Raw genomic sequence first — 18,951 nt, 5'->3', positions numbered from 1 at the left:
GGCTGGGGCTCGTCCCCGATGCCGCGAGCAAGCGATTGCCGAAGGATCGGCGGCATGACTTTCTCCCGACGTGCCCTGGCCGGTGCGACCGTGCTCGGAGCACTCGCCGCCGGCCTGACGGCACTCCCGGCGGTCGCGGCCGCCAAGCCGCAGGTGCAGTGGACCGACTGCAAACCCGAAGGCAAGGACAAGCCCGCCGACGTGCAGGGCTCCCAGTGCGCGACGCTCCGGCTGCCGGTCGACTGGCGTGACCCCAGCGGGCCGACGTTCGACCTCGCGATCGCCCGCCGCACCGCCAAGGTCCCCAGCGAACGCGTCGGCGTCCTGGTCTTCGGCCCGGGCGGTCCCGGCGACTCCGGCGTCGACCGGATCAAGACCGGGATCGACCGCTTCAGTACTGACCTGCAGGACCGTTTCGACATCGTCAGCTTCGACCCGCGCGGAGTGGCCCGCAGCAACCCGGTGCGCTGCTCGGCGGAGCTACTCGCCAAACAGCCGTCTCCGATCATCAAGAGCGCGGCCGAGTTCAGTACGACCATCAGCTACAACCAGCAGCTCGCCAAGGACTGCCGTACGAACACCGGCCCGCTGTACGACCACCTCGACACCTGGCAGACCGTCCGTGACGTCGACGCGATCCGCCGGGTGCTCGGTGAATCCAAGATCACGTTCCACGGCAGCTCGTACGGCACGGTGCTCGGCGGGCAGTACGCGGAGACGTACCCCAACCGCGTACGCGCCATGGTCCTGGAGAGTGTGAGCGACCACAGCACGAACTCCACCCGCGCGTTCCTCGATGACCAGGCGGCCGCGGCACAGGACTCGTTCGACGAGTTCGTGAAGTGGTGTGACGCCACGACGACCTGTGCATTGCACGGCCAGGACGTCCACGCCGTGTGGGCGGACCAGCTCGCCAAGTCCGCTGATCCGTACAAACTGAGCTTTGTCGTGTTCAAGCTGCTCTACGGCCCGCAGTGGTCCAAGCTCGCGGACACGCTCGCGTGGCCCGCAACAACCAGGACATGAAGTGCCCGGGTCAGCTGACGGCGGTGTCCATCTGTCTCGGTGCACCGAAGGCCAACAACCCCCAGCACGTGCTGAAGGTGCGCGGCCTGAAGACCCCGGTACTACTGGCGAACGCGATCCACGACCCGGCAACCGGATACGACTGGGCGCGCAGCGTGGCACGGCAGCTCGGCCGGAGCGGCGTACTGCTCACGTACGAAGGCTGGGGCCACGGAAGCTACTCGAAGGGCACCTGCATGCAGAGCACGGTCGACAAGTACCTGATCTCACTGGACGTGCCACGGCGAGGCACCAGCTGCCCCGCCGTTGCACCGGTTGGCTGACGGTACTTACTTCCCGGGCAGGTGCGACCGGGTCCACTGCTCCAGACCGTCTGTGGTGATCGGCAGGTCCTCTGTCAGGATCTCCAGGCGGTCGGAGTGGACGACGACGTTGTCCTCGATCCGGATGCCGATGCCGCGCAGCTCCGGCGGGACGGTCTCGTCGTTCGGGTGGAAGTACAGGCCCGGCTCGACCGCGAGCGCCATCCCGGCCTCGATCGTGCCGGCGAAGTACGCCTCCGGCCGGGACGCGTCGCAGTCGTGCACGTCGAGACCGATGTAGTGACCTGTGCCGCAGACGATGTACCGCCGGTGCTGCTGGCCGTCGGGACCGAGCAGCTCGTCGAGCGACACGTCGAGCAGACCCCAGTCGCGCAGCCCTTCGGCCAGCACCCGCAGCGCTTCGTACTGGAAGGCCCGGTACGGCGCCCCGACCTTGACCGCGTCGAGTGAGGCGAGCTGCGCCTTGTGCACCAGGTCGTGTACCTGCCGCTGCGCCGCGGTGTACTCGCCCGTGGCCGGGAAGGTCCGGGTGACATCCGCGGTGTAGAGCGTCCGGGTCTCGACGCCTGCGTCCAGCAGGATCACGTCGCCTTCGTTCACCGGCCCGTCGTTGCGGACCCAGTGCAGCACGGGTGCATGGTTGCCCGAAGCAACGATCGACGCGTACCCGACACCGTTGCCGGCGGTCCGGGCGCGGCGGTCGAACGTACCCTGCAGCCAGCGCTCGCCGCCGCCCCGGATCGCCTCCGGCAGCTCACTGGCCACGTCGCCGAACGCGAGCACGCTCGCGGCGACGGCCTCGCGCAGCTGGTCAAGCTCCCAGTCGTCCTTGATCCGGCGCAGCTCGGCGAGGGTCTGGCGGAGCGAGTTGCCGTCGGTCGGCGAGGTCCGGACCAGCGCGTCGAGCATCGGCTCGACGCCGGGGACGGACAGGATGAACGGCACCGCCCCGCGGACCGCGGCCGGCAGCTCCTCGATCGGGCGGCAGGCAATCTGCAGTGCGTCCGACCAGTCCTTCAGGCCCGGCACCGGGCAAGTCGGAGGCCAAGCGGTCTTAGGAAGACAACTCACAAGACCAACTCCTTGGCTCACAGAACGACATGGCTACGATCCGACTTGTCCCCCGAGATCACCAGCACCGAACCCTCGGCCTGGCAGCCGGTCAGCCAGACGAAGTCGCTGTCCGCGCGGAACTGGTAGTCGGTGTCGTTCGACCGGACCGGCGCACGGCCGGCCGCGAGCGCGATCCGGCGGCCCGGCAGCGCGGCGGCCAGCTTCCGCCGGTGCTCGGCGGCCGCCTCGGCGAGCCCGTCCGGCACCGTGACGGTCCGGTCCACCGGCCCCCAGCCGCGGGAGATGAAGTCCCGGAAGCCCTTCGAATCGATCGGGCGGTACGACTTCGGGGTCTGATCGGTCCGGGCGTCATCGGTCATGAGCTGTGCTCCCCTTTGCAGCTGACGAGTTTCCAGCTCATCAACTCAGGTTTTCGCTTGCCGACGCAAGCCCTTATCCGCTAACGCGCGCGGAAGGCGGCGAGGATGCGCTGCTCGGAGTCCAGCAGGTACTCGTGCAGGTCCGCGGCGGCCTCGTCGTACTTCCTGGCTTCGAGCAGCTCCAGCAGCGCCCGGTTCCGCCCGATGTACGGCTCGTGCAGCTCGCGCGGGGCCGCGATCACGTGGAAGAGGAGTCGCAACTCCGCAAGCAGCCGGCCGGTCACCGCATTCATCCGGCTGCTTCCGGCCAGGCCGATCAGTTGCTGGTGGAAGCGCATGTTCGCCGTACCGACTGCCGGCCAATCGTCCGCTTTCGCGGCGGCCTCGGCCGCGTCGACCTCGTCCCGCAAGAGCACGAGTCGCTCCGCCGGAACCTCCGGGTCGAGCGCAGTCAGGCCGCGGACGACATCCACCTCCAGTACGCGGCGCAACCGGTACAGGTCGATCACGTCGTGCTCGCCCAGCTCCGGGACGAAGACGCCGCGATGCAGCTTGTAGACCAGCAGACCCTCGTGGGTGAGCAGCCGGAAGGCCTCCCGCAGCGTGTTCCGGCTGACCTCGAGGACCTCGGTCAGCTCGACCTCGGACAACTGGGCGCCGGGCGGCAGTGCGCCCTCGGTGATGCTCCGGCGGAGGATGTCCGCGGCGCGCTCGGCCGAGCTGCTGCGGTCCAGCCGCGCGACATCGGCGGCCACGGTCCGCAGCCACGCCTGCCGCCCGGTCTCCCGCTGCATCCCCTCGGCCCCAGGCGTACTCATGCCCCGATCATCCCGCACTCAGGGTGAAAAGCGGAACAGCGCTTGCCGGATTGTTGAACAATCTCTAGGCTCGGACCAACGGACCAGGCCGGAGTTTCGGCAGGCAGGACGTGCGGAGGTGGCGATGGATCTGAACGCGGATCTCGGCGAAGGCTTCGGCTCCTGGCCGATGGGTGACGACAGCGCCCTCCTGGACGTGGTGACCAGCGCGAACGTGGCCTGCGGCTTCCACGCCGGCGACCCGTCGATCATGCGCCGGGTGACCGCGCGGGCGGTCGAGCGCGGCGTCGCGATCGGCGCCCACGTCGGGTACGCCGACAAGGCCGGTTTCGGCCGGCGCTTCGTCGACATCGAGCCGGACGCGCTGCGTGACGAGGTCGTGTACCAGCTCGGTGCGCTGGACGCGTTCGCGCGGATCGCCGGCGATCGGGTCCGGTACGTGAAGCCGCACGGCGCGCTGTACAACACGATTGGCCACCATGAAGCACAGGCCGCGGCGGTGGTTGCCGCGGTCGCCGACTACGACAAGTCGCTGCCGGTGCTGGGTTTGCCGGGATCGGCCTGGCTTCGGCTGGCCGCGGACGCCGGCCTGACTGTGGTGCACGAGGCCTTCGCGGACCGCGCGTACACCCCGGAGGGCACGCTGGTGTCGCGGCGCGAGGCCGGGTCGGTGCTGCACGACGCGGACGAGATCGCGGCGCGGTGTACGGCGATGGCGACCGGGCAATCGATCCGGGACAACGGGGGCGGATCGCTCATGGTCGCGCCGGCGTCGATCTGCGTCCACGGTGACACCGCTGGCGCCGTCGATATCGCCCGGCGGGTACGCGGCGCCCTGGAGGGAGCGGGTGTGACGATGCGCCCGTTCACCGGCTGATGCGGCTGCTCCCGTCGGGAGATCGCGCGATGCTGGTCGAGCTCGACAACCTCGACCAGGTCCTCGGGTACTACGCGGCGCTCGTCGCGGATCCTCCGGCTGGTGTGATCGACATCGTCCCGGCGGCGCGCACCGTACTGGTCACGACCTCCGGGCCGCTCGGTGCGCTGTCGCAGGCGCTGCGGGTGGTGACGCCGGCCGATACCACGCAGGCGGCCGGTGACCTGATCGAGATTCCGGTGACGTACGACGGCGCCGACCTCGACGACGTCGCCCGGTTGCTCGACTGCAGCGTGAGCGAGGTGATCGCGCGGCACACCGGCGACGAGTGGACGGTGGCGTTCTGCGGCTTCGCGCCCGGGTTCGGGTACCTCACCTCGTCCGGCGAGTGGGACCTCCCGCGCCGCGAGTCGCCGCGTACCAAGGTGCCGGTCGGCGCGGTCGGGCTGGCCGGAGAGTTCAGCGGCGTGTACCCGCGGGAATCGCCCGGCGGATGGCAGCTGATCGGCCGGACGGCCGTGCGGATCTTCGACCAGGACCGCGAACCGGCCGCGCTGTTCCATCCCGGCCGCCGGGTCCGGTTCGTCGACGCGGGTCGTGGATGAGCAGCCTGACCGTCATCGAATCAGGGCCGTTGGCAACGATCCAGGACCGCGGCCGGGCCGGCCAGGCGGCGCTCGGGGTGCCGATGTCGGGCGCCTGCGACCGGGCCGCGTACGAGCTGGCGAACCGTCTTGTCGGCAACGTCCCCGGTGCGGCGGCGATCGAGCTGACGTACGGCGGGCTGGTCGTGCACGCCGACAGCGATCTGGTCGTCGCGATCACCGGAGCGCCGTGTACTGGCGTACCGCTGAACGCGCCCGCCAGGCTCCGCGCCGGCGAACTGCTCCGATTCGGGCCGCCGGCAACCGGTTTGCGGACGTACCTCGCGGTGCGCGGCGGGGTGGACGTACCGCCAGTGCTCAGGTCGCGATCGACCGATCTTCTGTCCGGCCTTGGGCCCGCGCCGCTTGCAGCCCATCAGACACTGCCGATCGGAACGTTGGTCGAGCCAATGCCGGGTGTAGATCTTGCCCCGGTAGCGCATCCGCCTGGTGGGGAGGTGCGGTTGCGGGTGACGCCGGGACCGCGGCGCGACTGGTTCACGGACAGCGGGTGGGCCGCGCTGCTGGGGCAAACCTATCAAGTGAGCAGCAACAGCAACCGCGTCGGCGTACGCCTGGACGGCTCGCCGCTGGAGCGTTCGCGGACGGGCGAACTCGCCAGTGAGGGCATGGCCCACGGCTCGATCCAGATCCCGCCGTCGGGCACCCCGGTGATCTTCCTGGCCGATCATCCGGTGACCGGTGGCTACCCGGTCATCGCGTACGTCACCGGGCCGGATCTGGACGCGTGCGCCCAGGTCCGGCCCGGTCAATCGGTACGTCTTCTTGGCTGAATCGCCTTGTCTACTTGGCCATCCGGCCGCGTCTAGTTGGCGATCCGGCTACGTCTAGTTGGCGAGCCGGCTGCGCATTTCGTCCGCGAAGGTCTCCTGCGCCGTGCGCATCTTCGCCGCCTCGACCGGATCCGCGAACAACTCCCCCAGCCGGGCCGGGTCCACATCCTCGACATGCGTCTGCAGCCACCAGATGTTCCCCAGCGGATCCTTCACCCGGCCACCACGGTCGCCGGTGATTCCCGAGTACATCAGCTCCGTCACCACGGTCGCTCCGGCCTGCAGCGCCCGGGCGTACGTACGCTCGACATCATCGACGTACACACTGAGCAGACTGGGCAGCTCCGGCCAGTCCGGCGCCGCGTCGAACACCATCAGCACCGCGCCGTCGATGGCGATCTCGGCGTGGCCGACCGTCCCGTCCGCGTTCAGCACCCGCAGCCCTTGCGGCACCTCGAACGTGCTCTCCACAAACTTCAGGAACCGATCCGCACCCTTGGCCGCCACGTACGGGGTCACGGCCGACTTCCCACCAGGAATCTTCTGCGTCGTCATGCTCCGATCCTTGCCGGAGTAGCGGACAGTTTCTGTCCTCTTCGAGGATCGTTGTGAGCGACCGGGTCTTGGACCATGATGGCCGGTATGACGGAGAATTCCGGAACCCCAGGGATCGACAGCACCGTTCCCCCGAGCGGCACCGGCTGTGTCGAGTGCCTCGAGGCCGGCGGGTGGTGGTTCCACCTGCGCCGGTGCGCGCAGTGCGGGCACATCGGTTGCTGCGATTCCTCCCCCGCCCAGCACGCGTCGGCCCACGCCACCGAAACCGGCCACCAAATCGTCCGCAGCTTCGAACCAGGCGAAGACTGGTTCTGGCACTACGGCGAATCCGAGTACTACGACGGTCCCACCCTGGCCCCACCAGCCGCCCGCCCCGACACCCAACCAGTCCCGGGCGGAAACGTACCTACCGACTGGCAATCCAAACTTCATCGGTAGAGAGCATGCCTACTCGCGGTCAGCCGCCTTCCTGCTGGGTTACAGGACGAAGCCGGTTGGGAAGGGGTCGTCGGGGTCGAGTAGGTAGTTGGCGGTGCCGGTGATCCAGGCTCGGCCGGTGACGGTGGGGACGACGGCGGGGTACGGGCCGACTGTGGTTTCTTCGATCAGGCGGCCGGTGAACCGGGTGCCGATGAACGATTCGTTCACGAAGTCGGTGTGCAGGGGAAGTTCACCGCGGGCGTACAACTGCGCCATCCGCGCCGACGTACCCGTACCGCACGGCGACCGGTCGAACCAGCCCGGGTGAATCGCCATCGCGTTGCGCGAATGCGCCCCGTCCTGACCGGGCGCGGTGAACTGCACATGCTTGCACCCGTTGATCCCGGGATCGAGCGGATGCACCGGCCGGTCGGTCGCGTTGATCGCGTCCATGATCGCCAGCCCGGCTTGCAAGATCCGGTCCTTCTCGGCCCGGTCGAACGGAAGCCCGAGCTGTTCGAGCGGCAGGATCGCGTAGAAGTTCCCGCCGTACGCCAAGTCGTAACCGACCTTGCCGAGTCCCGGCACCTCCACCGAAGCATCCAGCGCATGGCTGTACGAAGGGACGTTCCGCAATGTCACGCGCTCGGCCCGGCCGTTGCTCACGGCAACGTCCACCACGACCAGCCCGGCCGGGGTGTCCAGCCGGACCTCGGTGACCGGTTCGGTGACCTCGACCATGCCGGACTCGACCAGCACCGTCGCGACCCCGATCGTGCCGTGCCCGCACATCGGCAGGCAGCCGGACACCTCGACGTACAGCACACCCCAGTCCGCGTCCGGGCGGGTCGGCGGCTGCAGGATCGCGCCGCTCATCGCGGCATGACCACGCGGCTCGTTCACCAGGAACAGCCGCAGATCGTCCAGGTGCTCGACGAAGTACTCGCGGCGCTCCGCCATCGTCGCACCCGGGACCACCCCGACCCCGCCGGTGACGACGCGGGTCGGCATCCCCTCGGTGTGCGAGTCGATGGCGGTGATGGTCCGGACGGATCTCATCCCAGTGACTCCACGGCCTTCTTCATGTCCTGCTCCAGCTGCGCGAGGTGCTCGGGTACGAGCGGCCCGCGCGGTGGCCGGCAGGGTCCGCCGAACCGTCCGACGTAGTCCATCCCGTACTTGATCGCCTGCACGAACTCGGTCCGCGAGTCCCACCGGAAGGAGGCGACCAGCGGCTCGTACAAGGCCCGCGCCTCCTCCAGCTTGCCCTGCGTGGCGAGCTCGAACAACCGCACCGATTCCTTCGGGAACACGTTCGGGAAGCCGGCGAACCAGCCGGTCGCGCCCATCAGCAGCGCCTCGAGGGTGAGGTCGTCGGCGCCGGCGATCACGGCCAGGTCCGGAGCCAGCTCGCGGATCTCCAGGATCCGGCGGACGTCGCCGGAGAACTCCTTCACCGCCACCACGTTCTCGATCTGGGCGAGCTCGGCCAGCACGTCCGGAGTCAGGTCGACCTTGGTGTCCAGCGGGTTGTTGTAGACCATCACCGGCAGCCCGGCCTTCGCGACCTCGGTGAAGTGGCTGATCACTTCGCCGCGGTTCGCCCGGTACATGGTCGGCGGCAGGCACAGTACGCCGTCCGCGCCGTCCTCGGCTGCCTTCTCCGCCCAGGACCGGGCCTGGTGCGAACCGGGACCATGTACACCGACAACCACGATCCCGTCGTCGCCGACCGCCTCGATCGCGGTCCGGGCGACGGCGCGGCGCTCGTCGTCGGTGAGCGACGAGTACTCACCGAGCGAACCGTTCGGCCCGACGCCGCGGCAGCCGTTCTCGACCACCCACCGGCAGTGCTCGGCGTACTTGTCCAGGTCGGGCCGCAGCCCCGCCGGCGCGGACACATCCTCGGCGTACGGCAGCGCGGTCGCGACGATCACGCCGTCCAGCTTCTCGCTCACTGTTCCTCCATCGTTTCGGACTCGACCTCGGCCGCGGCCAGATCGCCCAGCCTCACCGGCACCGCGATCGGTCGTTTCATACTCGGACTCGGCTGTTCGCCGGGCCGGGCGAGCAGAGCGGCGACGTTGCGCGAACACACCCGTCCCTGACACATCCCCAACCCAGCCCGACTGCTCAACTTCAGGGCGCGCCCATCCACCAGCCCCCGCTCCTCGGCCGCCCCCTCGACCTCACCCCGCAAAACCTCCTCACACCGGCAAACCACCGTGCCCGCATCACTCCACCTCACCCACCCATCCCGCACCGGATAAGCCCGAGCCAACGCCCCCGCAAACCGCCGCCCCCGCTCAACCTGCTTGGCAGCACCCGACCGCACTTCGCCGGGAGCTGTCGCGTCGGGAGCCGACCGCACCCCGCCGGCAGCTGTCGCGCCGGGTGCCGACCGCACCCCGCCGGCAGCTGTCGCGCCGGGAGCGGGCTGCCCCTCTCCGGTAGTTGTTGCGTCGGGAGCGGACCGCACCCCGCCGGTAGCTGTTGTGTGGGTAGTTGGGTGGGGGTGGTGGGTGGTTTGCTGGACGTGATGGGCGGCGGCGGTTCCGGCGAGTTTTCCTTCGGCGGCGGACAAGGTGGCGCCGCCGATTCCTGTTAGTTCGCCGGCGGCGAAGATGCCGGGGATAGTGGTTTGCTGGTTGGCGTCTACAGCGACCGCCGGACCTCCGTCTGGCCCGGTGGTCAGCTCGCAGTGGGCGGCGACGGCCAGCTCCAGGTTGGCGGTGAAACCGAAGCCAAGACAGACAGCGTCAACCTCGACCCGGCGTTCACTTCCGCGAACCACGTGCCAGTTGTCGTCCAGCCGAGCGATGGTCACCGCCTCGACCCGATCCGTACCGTGCGCGGCAATCACCGTCGACCCATGCCGCAACGGAACCCGATGCCTCGCGAGCAGCGCCGCATATCCGGCAGCTTCACGAACCTTGCCAGAGGCAACAACTACGTCACTCGCCCAGCCTTTGCGTACGGTACGCAACGTATTCGCCTCGAGCAAGGCGACCACCTCTGCGCCAACGCCGATCAACGACTCGGCCACTGGAAGCAAGAACGGCCCGGTACCGGCAACAACCACCCGCCGCCCAACCGCAACCCGATGCCCCTTGGCCAACGCCTGCGCAGCACCAGCCGTGTACACCCCGGGAAGATCCCAGCCAGGAAAGGGCAGCACCCGATCGTACGCACCGGTCGCCAGCACAACAGCCGACGCATCGATCGGAAACGGCTGCCGCCCGGACGCATCCGCAGGCCCTCGCTGAGCCCACAACCGACGCCCTTCAACCGCCCAAACAGACGTCTCCGGCAGGTACTTGATCCGCGGATGCCCAACAATCCGGTCCCGCTGATCCGCGAACGTCTTCCACCCGTGCTGAATCCGCTCCGGCCGCCGAGCACCAGCCTCAACGGGAAGCTGCCGATGGTACTGCCCCCCAACCGCCCGCCCGCTGTCCACCAACAACACCTCAACCCCAGCATCCGCTGCAGCAAGCGCAGCCGAAAGCCCCGCCGGCCCAGCCCCCACCACAGCAACAGCTGTCCTACCCGCCTCCGCGGTTCCGTCCTCCAGGTGAACGCCCGCCCCGGACATAGGCGACACGGACGGCGCCGCCGCCCCCGACCCGGCCGTCCCCAGCGCAGCCTGAACCGGCGCGGTCTGAACCGGCGCGGCCGTCTTCGGCGCGGTGCGAACCGCGGCGGGTAGTTCAGCACCGCGCTGGGTGGTGATCTTGTCGCCTGAGGCGATTGTGCGTTGGCAGGCGCGAACGTCGGGCAGCCCGTTGACCGTGATCAAGCAGTCCTGGCAAGCGCCGATTCCACAAAAGACCCCGCGCGGCTTGTCACGGACGCGAGTCGTACGCCAAGCATCCCGCCCGTTCGACAAAAGAACAGCCGCGATCGTCTGCCCCGCGTACGCCGCGACGCCCTCGCCATCAACCGTGACCTCAACAGCTTCCGGCGTACCGACCTCAGCCGGATCCCCCGACCGCGGCCGCAAGTACGAGCTCATGCAGCGATCACCGCCGCTCGATCAACCCGGAACGGCGCCGGATCGACATGCGGCGCCAGCCCGAGGAACTGTTCGGTGATCAACCGCCCGGTCGCCGGCGCGAGCCCGATGCCCGCGCCTTCATGCCCGGTCGCATGCCACAACCCGGCAATCCGCGGATCGGCCCCGATCACCGGCAGATGATCCGGCGCGTACGGGCGGAACCCACCGTACGCGCGCATCACCGGCACCTCGCCCAGGAACGGGAACAGCCCGATCGCCTTCCGCGCCAGCTCGCGCAGCACCCGGACCCGGATCGTGTCGTCGAACCCGATCCGCTCCCGGCTCGACCCGATCAGCACTGTCCCGCCGCGCGTCGACTCGACCACGGTCGACGTCTGCAGGTCGGCCTCGCCGCTGCCGACCGCGCCGACATAGTCCGCGTCATACACCTTGTGCCGTACGCATTCCGGCAACGGCGCCGTCACCAGGATCATCCCGCGCCGGGGCAGCACCTCGATCGGCGCACCAGCGGCCGCACCGAACGCACCGGCCCACGGCCCGCACGCATTGAGTACGGCGCCACACGCGATATCGCCCGCCGAGGTCTCAACGCCAACGACCCGCCCGCCGGACTGCCGGATCCCCAACGCGGTCACACCCGACCGCACTTCACCGCCCCGCGCACGCACCGCCGCGAGCAGCGCCGTTGCCGCCAGCACCGGCTGCACCTGCGCATCGTCCGGATAGTGCACGCCGACCGTGACCCGCGGGGTGAGCAGCGGCTCCAGCTCGAACGCCTCGGCGGGCGTGATCACCCGCGCCACCACCCCGGCCGCGCGCTGTTTGGCGGCGAACGCGGCCAGCGGCGCGGGATCGCCGGTCGCCACTACGACGCCGCCCTTCGCCTCCCACTCGATGTCCGCGACCGGCTCGAGCAGGCGCTCGCGCACCACATCCCACTCCGCGCGGGAAGCGACCGCAAGCTCGAGCTCCGGCCCGGGTTCCTTGTCGGAGACCAGCACGTTGCCCTCACCGGACGCGGTCGTCCCGGCGGCCGGTCCGTCGCGGTCGATCACCAGCACTCGCACGCCGGCCGCCGACAGCGCCTCGGCGCAGGCCGCCCCGACCATGCCCGCGCCGACCACGACCACGTCGGGTGTCGCGTGCATGGCGGCTCTCCCTCACGATGCGTTCGCTAAAATGAACGATATCGAGAGTACGCGCCGTCCTGAGGACCGGTCAATGCACTCGACCGGACCGCATCCGGAACTCTTCCTGCTCAGCCGGCGAGGTGCGGGCCGCCCGCGGCCGTCGGGTACACGTCCGGCGGGTACTCGAGCAGCAGCACCGACCGCACCACCCCGCCGACCGCTTCGTACGCGTGCGGCCCCGCCGCCCGGAACGCCAGGTAGTCCCCCGCGCCGAGCTCTTCGGTCTTGCCGTGCGCGCTGATCCGCAGGCAACCGGCCAAGACGATGTGGTGCTCGGTCCCCGGGTGCCCGTCGGAGTGCTGGACCGCGTCCGGCCGGATCTCCTGGTTGTAGATCTCGAACAGCCCGCCCGGGTGTTCGAGCCGCCGGAGCATCCGCAGGTCGACCGCGTCACCGGACAGCACGTCGATCTCCGCGGACCGGACCAGGACCATGCCGGCGGCCGGCGACTCGGCCAGCAGCGCCGACACCGGCACCCCGAGAGCGTTCGACAAACTGAACACTGTTTCGATCGTCGGATTCCCCGCGCCGGACTCCAGCTGCGACAGCGTCCCCTTCGCGATCCCGGACCGCCGGGCCAGCTCGGACAGCGAAATCCCCTGCTCGTCCCGCCGCGCCCGCAGATTCGTCCCCAGCACCCGTCCCGCACCCATGCCAGTCACGCCAGGGAGCATGCCACATCTCTGCCATGCCCCTGCCATACCCACAGTCAGGGAATGATCCGCCGCCTCCGCAGGTCCGCGAAGATGCGGTAGAACATCTGCTCGGTGTCGACGTACTCGTGGAACCCGGCCCGGCGGGACTTGGAGGAGTCGGCGAAGAAGTCGTAGTCCCAGCCGAACACGAAGTCCGCGAACGGCCAGGACGACACCTCGGCGTACGAGGTCGCGGCCAGCCCGTGCGTCGCCTGCAACTGTTTCCAGACCTGCTCCTTGTCCGCCATCACGTCCTGCAACGACATCCGCAGCGGCGGCGCGGTCTCCAGCCCGAACCACGCGGCCAGCTTCGGCCACAATTCGCTCCACCGGAACAGATCACCATTGGTGATGTTGAACGCCTCGTTCGCCGCGGCGGGCGTGGTCGCCGCCCAGACCGTTGCCTTCGCCAACAAACCGGCATCGGTCAGCTCGAGCAGCGAGCCGTACGCCCCCGGCTTGCCCGGGAACCGCAGCGGCACCCCGAGCTCCTTCGACATCGACGCGTACACGGCGATCGCGACCGCGAGGTTCATCGGATTGCCGAGCGCGGAGCCACCGACCACGGACGGGCGCAGCGCCGACCACGTCCACGCCTTGCCCTGCTGCCGTTCTTCCAGGAACCGCTGCTGATCCACGTTGAACTCAGGCGGCAGGTGCGGCGGATCATCCTCCCGGGCCGGCGTCTTGAACGGCCCGAGATGCGCGCCGTACACCTTGTAACCCTGCATCAGACTGACGTGCCGCAACCCGCGCGCGACCGGCTCGATCGCATCGACGACGTTGACCAGCATCGCCAGATTCGGCGCCACCAACTCGGCCCAGCTCGGCCGGTCCTGGTATGCGACATAGAAGACATGCGTCACCTCGGTCAGCTCGGACAGTCGCGTCCGGGTGTCGTCCGGATCGAGCAGGTCGACGGCAACGTGCCGCACCCGACCGGGTACGTCGGTGCCACCGCGCCGCGACAACCCGATCACCTTCCACTCCGGCAGCGACGCCAAGTGCTCGACCAGGTTTGTCCCGATCACCCCGCGAGCTCCGACCACCAACGCAACGTTCTCCATGCCGAACAGCCTTGCTGACCTGCGAAGATAAATCCAAGGCTTAGTTTTCACCGAAGCCATAAGCTTTGATCATGGCAACGCTGAGGCAGCTGGAATACCTGGTCATGGTGATCGACGAGGGCTCGTTCACAAAGGCCGCCGAGCTCCTGCACGTCACGCAGCCGGCACTCTCACACCAGATCCGCGCCCTGGAGCGATCGGCCGGCGGACCCCTGCTCGAGCGGCTCCCCCGCGCCGTACGCCTCACCCCGGCCGGCCGCGCCATGCTCCCGCACGCCCGCGCCACCCTGGCCGACGCGGACCGGGCCCGCTGCGCCGCGCGCCAAGCCGCCGGGCTCGAGGTCGGCGAGCTCCAGATCGCGACCCTGTACTCGATCACCCTTGGCGTACTGCCCGCGGCACTGCGCCTGTGGCGACTGACCCACCCGAACGTCGGCATCCGCCTGTTCGAGCACCGCCACACCGACGAGCTCGTCGACGCGATGTACGCCGGTCAAGCCGATCTCGCCGTCGGCCCCGAACCAGCGAACTGGACCGGCCGCACCCAGGTCCTCGGCACCGAAGACCTGGTGGTCGTTGTCGCCACCAACGATCCGGCCGGATCTGGGAACACCGTCAAGCTGCAAGACCTGGCCGACCGCGCCTGGGTGCATTACGCGCCGAGTCACGGGCTCGCCGATGTCCTCGATCTGGCCTGTGCACAAGCCGGATTCGAACCACGGATCGCCGTACGCACCGAGCAGACCGCCGCCGCGCCCGCGCTCGCAGCCGCCGGACTAGGACCCGCGCTCGTCCCCGACAACATCCTCCCGAAGGACTTCGACGGCCACATCCTGCAGCCACAACCGCCCGTACGCCGCACGCTCACTGCGTACACCCGCGGCGAACCGGACCCGCTCGCCGCCGCCTTCATCGACGTACTGTTTCGCACGACCGCCGCGCGGGCACGCGGAGGGGATGGCTGACGAAGCGTCCGATGCCACCGTCCTGCTGGCCGGTACGGCGAATCTCGCGATCGCGATCGCGAAGACCGTCGCCGGCCTGCTGTCGGGCTCGACCGCGCTGCTCGCCGAGGCGGCGCACTCGGTCGCGGACACGCTCAACCAGGCGTTCCTGCTGACGGCGCTGCATCGCAGCCGGAAGCCGGCCGACAACCGGCACCCGTTCGGCTACGGCATGGAGCGATACTTCTGGTCCCTGCTCGCCGCGGTCGGCATCCTTGTCCTCGGCGCCGGATTCTCGATCACCGAAGGCCTTCGGTCGCTGCTCGCACCGCAGCCGATCGCCGCGCTCGCGGTTATCTACCCTGTGCTCGCGCTCTCGATGGTGTTCGAGGGATCGTCCTGGCTGAAGGCCGTCCTGCAACTTCGGCGCGAAGCCCGCGCCGCCGGCGTACCCCTCCTGCAGCAGCTGCGGAACGCCGAGCCGGCCGTGAAGACCGTGGCGCTGGAAGACTCGGCCGCGCTGATCGGCCTGCTGATCGCGGCGACCGGTGTGACGCTGGCCGTCGTCACCGGCGAACATCTCTGGGACGGCGCCGCGTCGATCGCGATCGGGGTGCTGCTGATCGTGGTCGCGTTCACCCTCGGGCGGGACAACAAGGCGATGCTGATCGGCCGCGCGCTCCCGCCGGAGACACAGCGCGAGATCCGCGCCATCATCGCCGGTCAGCCCGGCGTCGACGGCGTGATCGACCTGCTCAGCCTGCGCCTCGCCCCGGACCAGGTGCTGGTCGTGGCGACGGTCGATCTGGTCGACAGCGGGACCACCGGCGCGGCGATCGAGCAGCTCGCCGAGCGGATCGACACCGAGGTACGTCGAGAGCATCCGACCGTGCGGCACCTGTACCTGGACCCGACGCCCGGCGATCCGGGTCAGCGCTGGTCCTGACCCCAGTTCGCCATGATCACCGCGATCGGCGGCAGTACGGCAGCGACCGCGCTCATCCCGATCGCGGCCGGGATCGAGAACAGCCGCACCACGAACCAGGCCAGCCCGATCAGCGTGAGGCAGCTGCCCATCAGCCAGAAGTACACCTTGCGGTTGTTGTACTTGGCCATGGTCACACCGTCAGCGGGAGCTTCCCGAGGGCGCGCACCAACGGGGACAGCTCAGGTAGCTCAGCGGCCTGGTCAAGGGCAGACGTCAGTACGGCGTCGTGGGTCGGCTGTGCTTGTGCCAGCAAGTCCCGGCCGGCCAGCGTGACCTCGGTGTAGATGCCACGGCGATCGTCCGGGCACAGGTACCGCTCGAGCAGCTTGCGGTCCTCCAGCCGGTTCACCAGGCGGGTGGTAGCGGACTGGCTGAGCACCACCGCGTTCGACAGCTGGTTCATCCGCAGGTGGTAGTTGTCCTGCCTGGCCAGCACGTCCAGCACGCTGTACTCACTCACTGACAGCCCGTGCTGCTTCTGCAGCGCGCGCTCCAGCTCGTCCTCGATCCGGGCGTGCAGCGCCGCCAGGGTTCGCCACCCCTGCGCCCGCGCCGCCGCGGCGTCATCCGGTAGTCCCACGGCACCTCCACTTGAACCAAATCCTTGCATGCGCAATCATAGTGACTGTGCAATAGCCCGCGTGTGCAACTATCGCGCACGCCGGTAACTGTCTTAAGACTACATTCGAGAGAGAGAAGAACCCATGCCCGCCGCGTTGCTCGCGCTCGCCATCGGAGCGTTCGGGATCGGGACCACCGAGTTCGTGATCATGGGCCTGTTGCCCGAGGTCGCCACCGACTTCGGGGTCAGCATCCCGTCCGCCGGATTGCTGATCTCCGGGTACGCGCTCGGGGTCGTGGTCGGCGCGCCGCTGCTGACCGCGATCGGCTCGAAGATCTCCCGCAAGACCGTCCTGATCTCGCTGATGGGCGTCTTCATCGCCGGCAACCTGGTCTCCGCGCTCGCCACCTCGTACGGCGTACTGATGACCGGCCGGATCGTCGCCGCGTTGTCGCACGGAGCGTTCTTCGGAGTCGGATCGGTCGTCGCCGCGTCCCTCGTACCGAAGGCGAAGCAGGCCAGTGCGATCGCGCTGATGTTTACGGGGCTGACCGTGGCGAACGTGCTCGGCGTGCCGGGCGGGACCGCGCTGGGGCAGCAGTTCGGTTGGCGGTCGACGTTCTGGGCGGTCACTGGGCTCGGCGTGATCGGCCTGTTGGGCATTGTGTTCCTCGTACCGCGGCAGGGCTCCGCCGAAGGGCCTGGGCTGCGGAGTGAGCTGGCGGTGTTCAAGAGCCTGCAGGTCTGGCTGGCCCTGGCTATGACTGCGCTGGGGTTTGCGGGGGTGTTCGCGTCGTTCACCTACATCGCACCGATGATGACTGGGGTCGCCGGCTTCTCCGCGGGTGCAGTGACGTGGCTGCTGGTTCTGTTCGGTGGTGGGCTCGTCGTCGGCAACCTGATCGGCGGCAGGGCCGCGGACCGGTCGCTGATGCGGAGCCTGTACGTCATCCTGACGCTGCTGGCCGCCGTACTGATCGTGTTCGTATTCACTGCACACGCCAAGCTGCCTGCGGCTGTGACGATCGCGCTGTTCGGTACGATCGGCTTCGCTACCGTCGCGCCGCTGCAGAAGCGAGTGATGGACAAGGCGAAGGACGCACCGGCGCTGGCGTCCGCTGCCAACATCGCCGCGTTCAACCTGGGCAACGCCATCGGCGCGTACCTGGGCGGTCTGACGATCCAGCACGGTCTCGGGTACACAGCACCGAACTGGGTAGGTGCCGCGCTTGCAGCGTCCGGTCTCCTCGTCGCACTCGTGTCGGGCCTGCTGGACCGCCGGACTGCCACCATGGCGCCGCCGCCTCGCCTAGCAGTTGCGGTAGATGCGTGACATTGCGTGAAACGACTTTTTGGGCAGCCAGTAGTACCGGGACGCCGGATTGGTGTCGTCGGAGCGGTACACCTTGCACAGGCTGTACGCCGCGATGTCCTCGTCATGCGGGCGATCGTGCGGCCGGTGCGGCGCATCCGGTGAGATGAAGGTGTACGGGGATGCGCCCAGGAAGCCCTCGGCCGCGAACACACCGAGCATGTTCGCCAGGTGGTCCGCCTGCTCTTGCTCGTTGCGTACGTACTGCGGCGGGATGACCGGTACGTCGCCGCTGTAGTCGACGATGTCCCACCCCATCCCACCCGCCTTCGCCGCCCCGGTGAACGTGCAGCAGCCGAACTCCAGGATCAGGATCGGCTTGTTCCATCGCTTGAATTTCGCGAGTTCCTTGGTGTGGCCGGCGCGGTTCGGGTGGTACGAGTAGTAGTCCAGGCCGACGATGTCGAAGAGCGACCAGTCGACTTGTTCGAGATCGCTCGCGGCACCGTACGTGATCCGCCCGCGGAAGTTGTCGCGGGCAACCGTCACCATCTTCGCGCTGAACGCCTGGAACCGGCGCTGGAGCGCGACCCGATCGAGGTCGGGGCGGCTCAGGTACTCGACCCGCTCGGCGAAGGTCGCGCCCAGCGCGATGCCGGGTGTGAAGAGCATGAACTCACAGCCGATGACCAGGATCACCTCTTGGTCGTAGCGTTGCCGCAGCAGTTCCGCCGCGATCGCCACCTTGCGGAGCTTCTCGAGTTCCGCGGGTTGTGGTTCGTCGAAGGATCGGGGCTGGATCGAGACGGTCAGGCCGGCTTCGAGCGCGACTTTCGCGGTTTCGATCAGGCGGTGCGGGTCGCTGCCGTAGATGCTCACCCAGTTCGCGTGCAGCCGGTGGCGGATGGCGTGGATCTCGGAGCGCATCACGCTCGTACGCCAGTACGCCCGACTGTCCTCGTCGAGGCCACCACCGGTGTCGTACGCAACCCCTTTCAACTCGAGTCCTTTCGGGACAGCTGCTGCCGCGGTCGTGGTTGCCGACGCGGTCGTGGTTGCTGATGCGGTTGTGGTTGCTCTTGGGCTTGCCGAGGCGGTTGTGGTGGCCGATGCGGCTGTGGTGCCGGCTACGCCGGCTGCGGCGAGGAGGGTGAGGAACCGGGCGCGGTTGATGGTCGATGGCCGGTGCTGTCCTGGCGAACCTGCTGCTCTGTTCATGCTCTTCAGGTTTTCGCGACTTCGGTTGTGGGTCGTCGGTCCTCGGTTCAGAGGGGTGTGACTT

Annotated in this window: 21 protein-coding genes; 9 read left to right on the top strand and 12 right to left on the bottom strand. The window is 68.8% G+C overall.

Features of this window, described 5'->3' with window-relative positions; all coding sequences use genetic code 11:
• Positions 1-54: 54 nt before the first annotated feature.
• The gene (locus tag ABD260_RS01980; protein WP_344231539.1) at positions 55-1,026 is read left to right on the top strand and encodes an alpha/beta fold hydrolase; all 972 of its coding nucleotides are present in this window, start codon (positions 55-57) and stop codon (positions 1,024-1,026) included.
• Positions 1,023-1,349 (top strand): alpha/beta hydrolase, encoded by a 327-nt coding sequence (locus ABD260_RS01975; protein ID WP_344231538.1) that lies wholly within the window; start codon positions 1,023-1,025, stop codon positions 1,347-1,349. The genes ABD260_RS01980 and ABD260_RS01975 overlap by 4 nt, the downstream gene beginning before the upstream one ends.
• A 6-nt stretch (positions 1,350-1,355) precedes the next feature.
• Here ABD260_RS01975 and ABD260_RS01970 read toward each other — a convergent pair whose 3' ends face one another.
• Together ABD260_RS01970 and ABD260_RS01960 are read right to left on the bottom strand one after the other, a co-directional pair.
• Positions 1,356-2,378, bottom strand: a complete 1,023-nt coding sequence (locus ABD260_RS01970; RefSeq protein ID WP_344231537.1) for a M24B family metallopeptidase — start codon at positions 2,376-2,378, stop codon at positions 1,356-1,358.
• Between the two features lie 484 nt (positions 2,379-2,862).
• On the bottom strand, positions 2,863-3,600 hold the full coding sequence (locus tag ABD260_RS01960; RefSeq protein ID WP_344231535.1) for a GntR family transcriptional regulator: 738 nt from the start codon (positions 3,598-3,600) through the stop codon (positions 2,863-2,865).
• Positions 3,601-3,724: 124 nt separating this feature from the next.
• On the opposite strand from ABD260_RS01960, the gene ABD260_RS01955 reads away from it, so the two are divergent.
• From ABD260_RS01955 to ABD260_RS01945, 3 genes are read left to right on the top strand one after another with little or no spacing between them, the layout of a single operon-like run.
• The gene (locus ABD260_RS01955; protein ID WP_344231534.1) at positions 3,725-4,477 is read left to right on the top strand and encodes a LamB/YcsF family protein; all 753 of its coding nucleotides are present in this window, start codon (positions 3,725-3,727) and stop codon (positions 4,475-4,477) included.
• A complete protein-coding gene (locus tag ABD260_RS01950) occupies positions 4,477-5,082 on the top strand; it encodes a 5-oxoprolinase subunit B family protein (RefSeq protein WP_344231533.1) in 606 nt (201 codons plus the stop codon). Before ABD260_RS01955 ends, ABD260_RS01950 begins: the two co-directional genes overlap by 1 nt.
• A complete protein-coding gene (locus ABD260_RS01945) occupies positions 5,079-5,915 on the top strand; it encodes a 5-oxoprolinase subunit C family protein (RefSeq protein ID WP_344231532.1) in 837 nt (278 codons plus the stop codon). The genes ABD260_RS01950 and ABD260_RS01945 overlap by 4 nt, the downstream gene beginning before the upstream one ends.
• Positions 5,916-5,969: 54 nt before the next feature.
• Here ABD260_RS01945 and ABD260_RS01940 read toward each other — a convergent pair whose 3' ends face one another.
• Positions 5,970-6,470: a VOC family protein gene (locus ABD260_RS01940; RefSeq protein WP_344231531.1), complete on the bottom strand. Its 501-nt coding sequence runs from the start codon at positions 6,468-6,470 to the stop codon at positions 5,970-5,972.
• Positions 6,471-6,557: 87 nt separating this feature from the next.
• On the opposite strand from ABD260_RS01940, the gene ABD260_RS01935 reads away from it, so the two are divergent.
• The gene (locus tag ABD260_RS01935; protein ID WP_344231530.1) at positions 6,558-6,911 is read left to right on the top strand and encodes a UBP-type zinc finger domain-containing protein; all 354 of its coding nucleotides are present in this window, start codon (positions 6,558-6,560) and stop codon (positions 6,909-6,911) included.
• A 39-nt stretch (positions 6,912-6,950) separates the two neighbouring features.
• On the opposite strand, the gene ABD260_RS01930 is transcribed toward ABD260_RS01935, so the two are convergent.
• From ABD260_RS01930 to ABD260_RS01905, 6 genes are all read right to left on the bottom strand, one after another.
• Positions 6,951-7,952, bottom strand: a complete 1,002-nt coding sequence (locus tag ABD260_RS01930) for a proline racemase family protein (RefSeq protein WP_344231529.1) — start codon at positions 7,950-7,952, stop codon at positions 6,951-6,953.
• Positions 7,949-8,851, bottom strand: coding sequence for a dihydrodipicolinate synthase family protein (locus ABD260_RS01925; protein ID WP_344231528.1), 903 nt, complete (start codon positions 8,849-8,851; stop codon positions 7,949-7,951). The genes ABD260_RS01930 and ABD260_RS01925 overlap by 4 nt, the downstream gene beginning before the upstream one ends.
• The gene (locus tag ABD260_RS01920; protein WP_344231527.1) at positions 8,848-10,908 is read right to left on the bottom strand and encodes an FAD-dependent oxidoreductase; all 2,061 of its coding nucleotides are present in this window, start codon (positions 10,906-10,908) and stop codon (positions 8,848-8,850) included. Before ABD260_RS01920 ends, ABD260_RS01925 begins: the two co-directional genes overlap by 4 nt.
• On the bottom strand, positions 10,905-12,059 hold the full coding sequence (locus ABD260_RS01915; protein WP_344231526.1) for an NAD(P)/FAD-dependent oxidoreductase: 1,155 nt from the start codon (positions 12,057-12,059) through the stop codon (positions 10,905-10,907). Before ABD260_RS01915 ends, ABD260_RS01920 begins: the two co-directional genes overlap by 4 nt.
• A 110-nt stretch (positions 12,060-12,169) precedes the next feature.
• Positions 12,170-12,754, bottom strand: coding sequence for a helix-turn-helix domain-containing protein (locus tag ABD260_RS01910; RefSeq protein ID WP_344231693.1), 585 nt, complete (start codon positions 12,752-12,754; stop codon positions 12,170-12,172).
• Between the two features lie 56 nt (positions 12,755-12,810).
• Positions 12,811-13,863: an SDR family oxidoreductase gene (locus ABD260_RS01905; RefSeq protein WP_344231525.1), complete on the bottom strand. Its 1,053-nt coding sequence runs from the start codon at positions 13,861-13,863 to the stop codon at positions 12,811-12,813.
• Between the two features lie 71 nt (positions 13,864-13,934).
• Here ABD260_RS01905 and ABD260_RS01900 point away from each other — a divergent pair, with 71 nt between their 5' ends.
• On the top strand, positions 13,935-14,828 hold the full coding sequence (locus ABD260_RS01900; RefSeq protein WP_344231524.1) for a LysR family transcriptional regulator: 894 nt from the start codon (positions 13,935-13,937) through the stop codon (positions 14,826-14,828).
• A complete protein-coding gene (locus tag ABD260_RS01895) occupies positions 14,821-15,753 on the top strand; it encodes a cation diffusion facilitator family transporter (protein WP_344231523.1) in 933 nt (310 codons plus the stop codon). The genes ABD260_RS01900 and ABD260_RS01895 overlap by 8 nt, the downstream gene beginning before the upstream one ends.
• Here the strand turns inward: ABD260_RS01895 and ABD260_RS01890 are convergent.
• A complete protein-coding gene (locus tag ABD260_RS01890) occupies positions 15,738-15,923 on the bottom strand; it encodes a DUF3099 domain-containing protein (RefSeq protein ID WP_344231522.1) in 186 nt (61 codons plus the stop codon). The two genes, ABD260_RS01895 and ABD260_RS01890, sit on opposite strands and share 16 nt — an antisense overlap.
• 2 nt (positions 15,924-15,925) lie before the next feature.
• Positions 15,926-16,375, bottom strand: a complete 450-nt coding sequence (locus ABD260_RS01885; RefSeq protein WP_344231521.1) for a MarR family winged helix-turn-helix transcriptional regulator — start codon at positions 16,373-16,375, stop codon at positions 15,926-15,928.
• A gap of 124 nt (positions 16,376-16,499) precedes the next feature.
• Here ABD260_RS01885 and ABD260_RS01880 point away from each other — a divergent pair, with 124 nt between their 5' ends.
• Complete coding sequence (locus ABD260_RS01880; RefSeq protein ID WP_344231520.1) at positions 16,500-17,690, top strand: MFS transporter; 1,191 nt, start codon at positions 16,500-16,502, stop codon at positions 17,688-17,690.
• On the opposite strand, the gene ABD260_RS01875 is transcribed toward ABD260_RS01880, so the two are convergent.
• The gene (locus tag ABD260_RS01875; RefSeq protein ID WP_344231519.1) at positions 17,667-18,887 is read right to left on the bottom strand and encodes a glycoside hydrolase family 113 protein; all 1,221 of its coding nucleotides are present in this window, start codon (positions 18,885-18,887) and stop codon (positions 17,667-17,669) included. The genes ABD260_RS01880 and ABD260_RS01875 overlap by 24 nt on opposite strands.
• Between the last annotated feature and the right edge of the window lie 64 nt (positions 18,888-18,951).

The organism is Kribbella hippodromi, assembly GCF_039531045.1.
Taxonomy (GTDB): Bacteria; Actinomycetota; Actinomycetes; order Propionibacteriales; family Kribbellaceae; genus Kribbella; species Kribbella hippodromi.
Note: the sequence above shows the minus strand (reverse complement) of the source record. Positions and strands in the feature narration are given on the sequence as shown.

What these genes read in the sequence shown, in the direction of transcription:
- ABD260_RS01930 (WP_344231529.1), bottom strand. Translation starts at nt 7,952, where the DNA reads ATGAGATCCGTCCGGACCATCACCGCCATCGACTCGCACACCGAGGGG.
- ABD260_RS01895 (WP_344231523.1), top strand. Translation starts at nt 14,821, where the DNA reads ATGGCTGACGAAGCGTCCGATGCCACCGTCCTGCTGGCCGGTACGGCG.
- ABD260_RS01915 (WP_344231526.1), bottom strand. Translation starts at nt 12,059, where the DNA reads ATGCACGCGACACCCGACGTGGTCGTGGTCGGCGCGGGCATGGTCGGG.
- ABD260_RS01905 (WP_344231525.1), bottom strand. Translation starts at nt 13,863, where the DNA reads ATGGAGAACGTTGCGTTGGTGGTCGGAGCTCGCGGGGTGATCGGGACA.
- ABD260_RS01975 (WP_344231538.1), top strand. Translation starts at nt 1,023, where the DNA reads ATGAAGTGCCCGGGTCAGCTGACGGCGGTGTCCATCTGTCTCGGTGCA.
- ABD260_RS01955 (WP_344231534.1), top strand. Translation starts at nt 3,725, where the DNA reads ATGGATCTGAACGCGGATCTCGGCGAAGGCTTCGGCTCCTGGCCGATG.
- ABD260_RS01940 (WP_344231531.1), bottom strand. Translation starts at nt 6,470, where the DNA reads ATGACGACGCAGAAGATTCCTGGTGGGAAGTCGGCCGTGACCCCGTAC.
- ABD260_RS01935 (WP_344231530.1), top strand. Translation starts at nt 6,558, where the DNA reads ATGACGGAGAATTCCGGAACCCCAGGGATCGACAGCACCGTTCCCCCG.
- ABD260_RS01890 (WP_344231522.1), bottom strand. Translation starts at nt 15,923, where the DNA reads ATGGCCAAGTACAACAACCGCAAGGTGTACTTCTGGCTGATGGGCAGC.
- ABD260_RS01960 (WP_344231535.1), bottom strand. Translation starts at nt 3,600, where the DNA reads ATGAGTACGCCTGGGGCCGAGGGGATGCAGCGGGAGACCGGGCGGCAG.
- ABD260_RS01950 (WP_344231533.1), top strand. Translation starts at nt 4,477, where the DNA reads ATGCGGCTGCTCCCGTCGGGAGATCGCGCGATGCTGGTCGAGCTCGAC.
- ABD260_RS01910 (WP_344231693.1), bottom strand. Translation starts at nt 12,754, where the DNA reads ATGGGTGCGGGACGGGTGCTGGGGACGAATCTGCGGGCGCGGCGGGAC.
- ABD260_RS01900 (WP_344231524.1), top strand. Translation starts at nt 13,935, where the DNA reads ATGGCAACGCTGAGGCAGCTGGAATACCTGGTCATGGTGATCGACGAG.
- ABD260_RS01920 (WP_344231527.1), bottom strand. Translation starts at nt 10,908, where the DNA reads ATGAGCTCGTACTTGCGGCCGCGGTCGGGGGATCCGGCTGAGGTCGGT.
- ABD260_RS01880 (WP_344231520.1), top strand. Translation starts at nt 16,500, where the DNA reads ATGCCCGCCGCGTTGCTCGCGCTCGCCATCGGAGCGTTCGGGATCGGG.
- ABD260_RS01875 (WP_344231519.1), bottom strand. Translation starts at nt 18,887, where the DNA reads ATGAACAGAGCAGCAGGTTCGCCAGGACAGCACCGGCCATCGACCATC.
- ABD260_RS01980 (WP_344231539.1), top strand. Translation starts at nt 55, where the DNA reads ATGACTTTCTCCCGACGTGCCCTGGCCGGTGCGACCGTGCTCGGAGCA.
- ABD260_RS01945 (WP_344231532.1), top strand. Translation starts at nt 5,079, where the DNA reads ATGAGCAGCCTGACCGTCATCGAATCAGGGCCGTTGGCAACGATCCAG.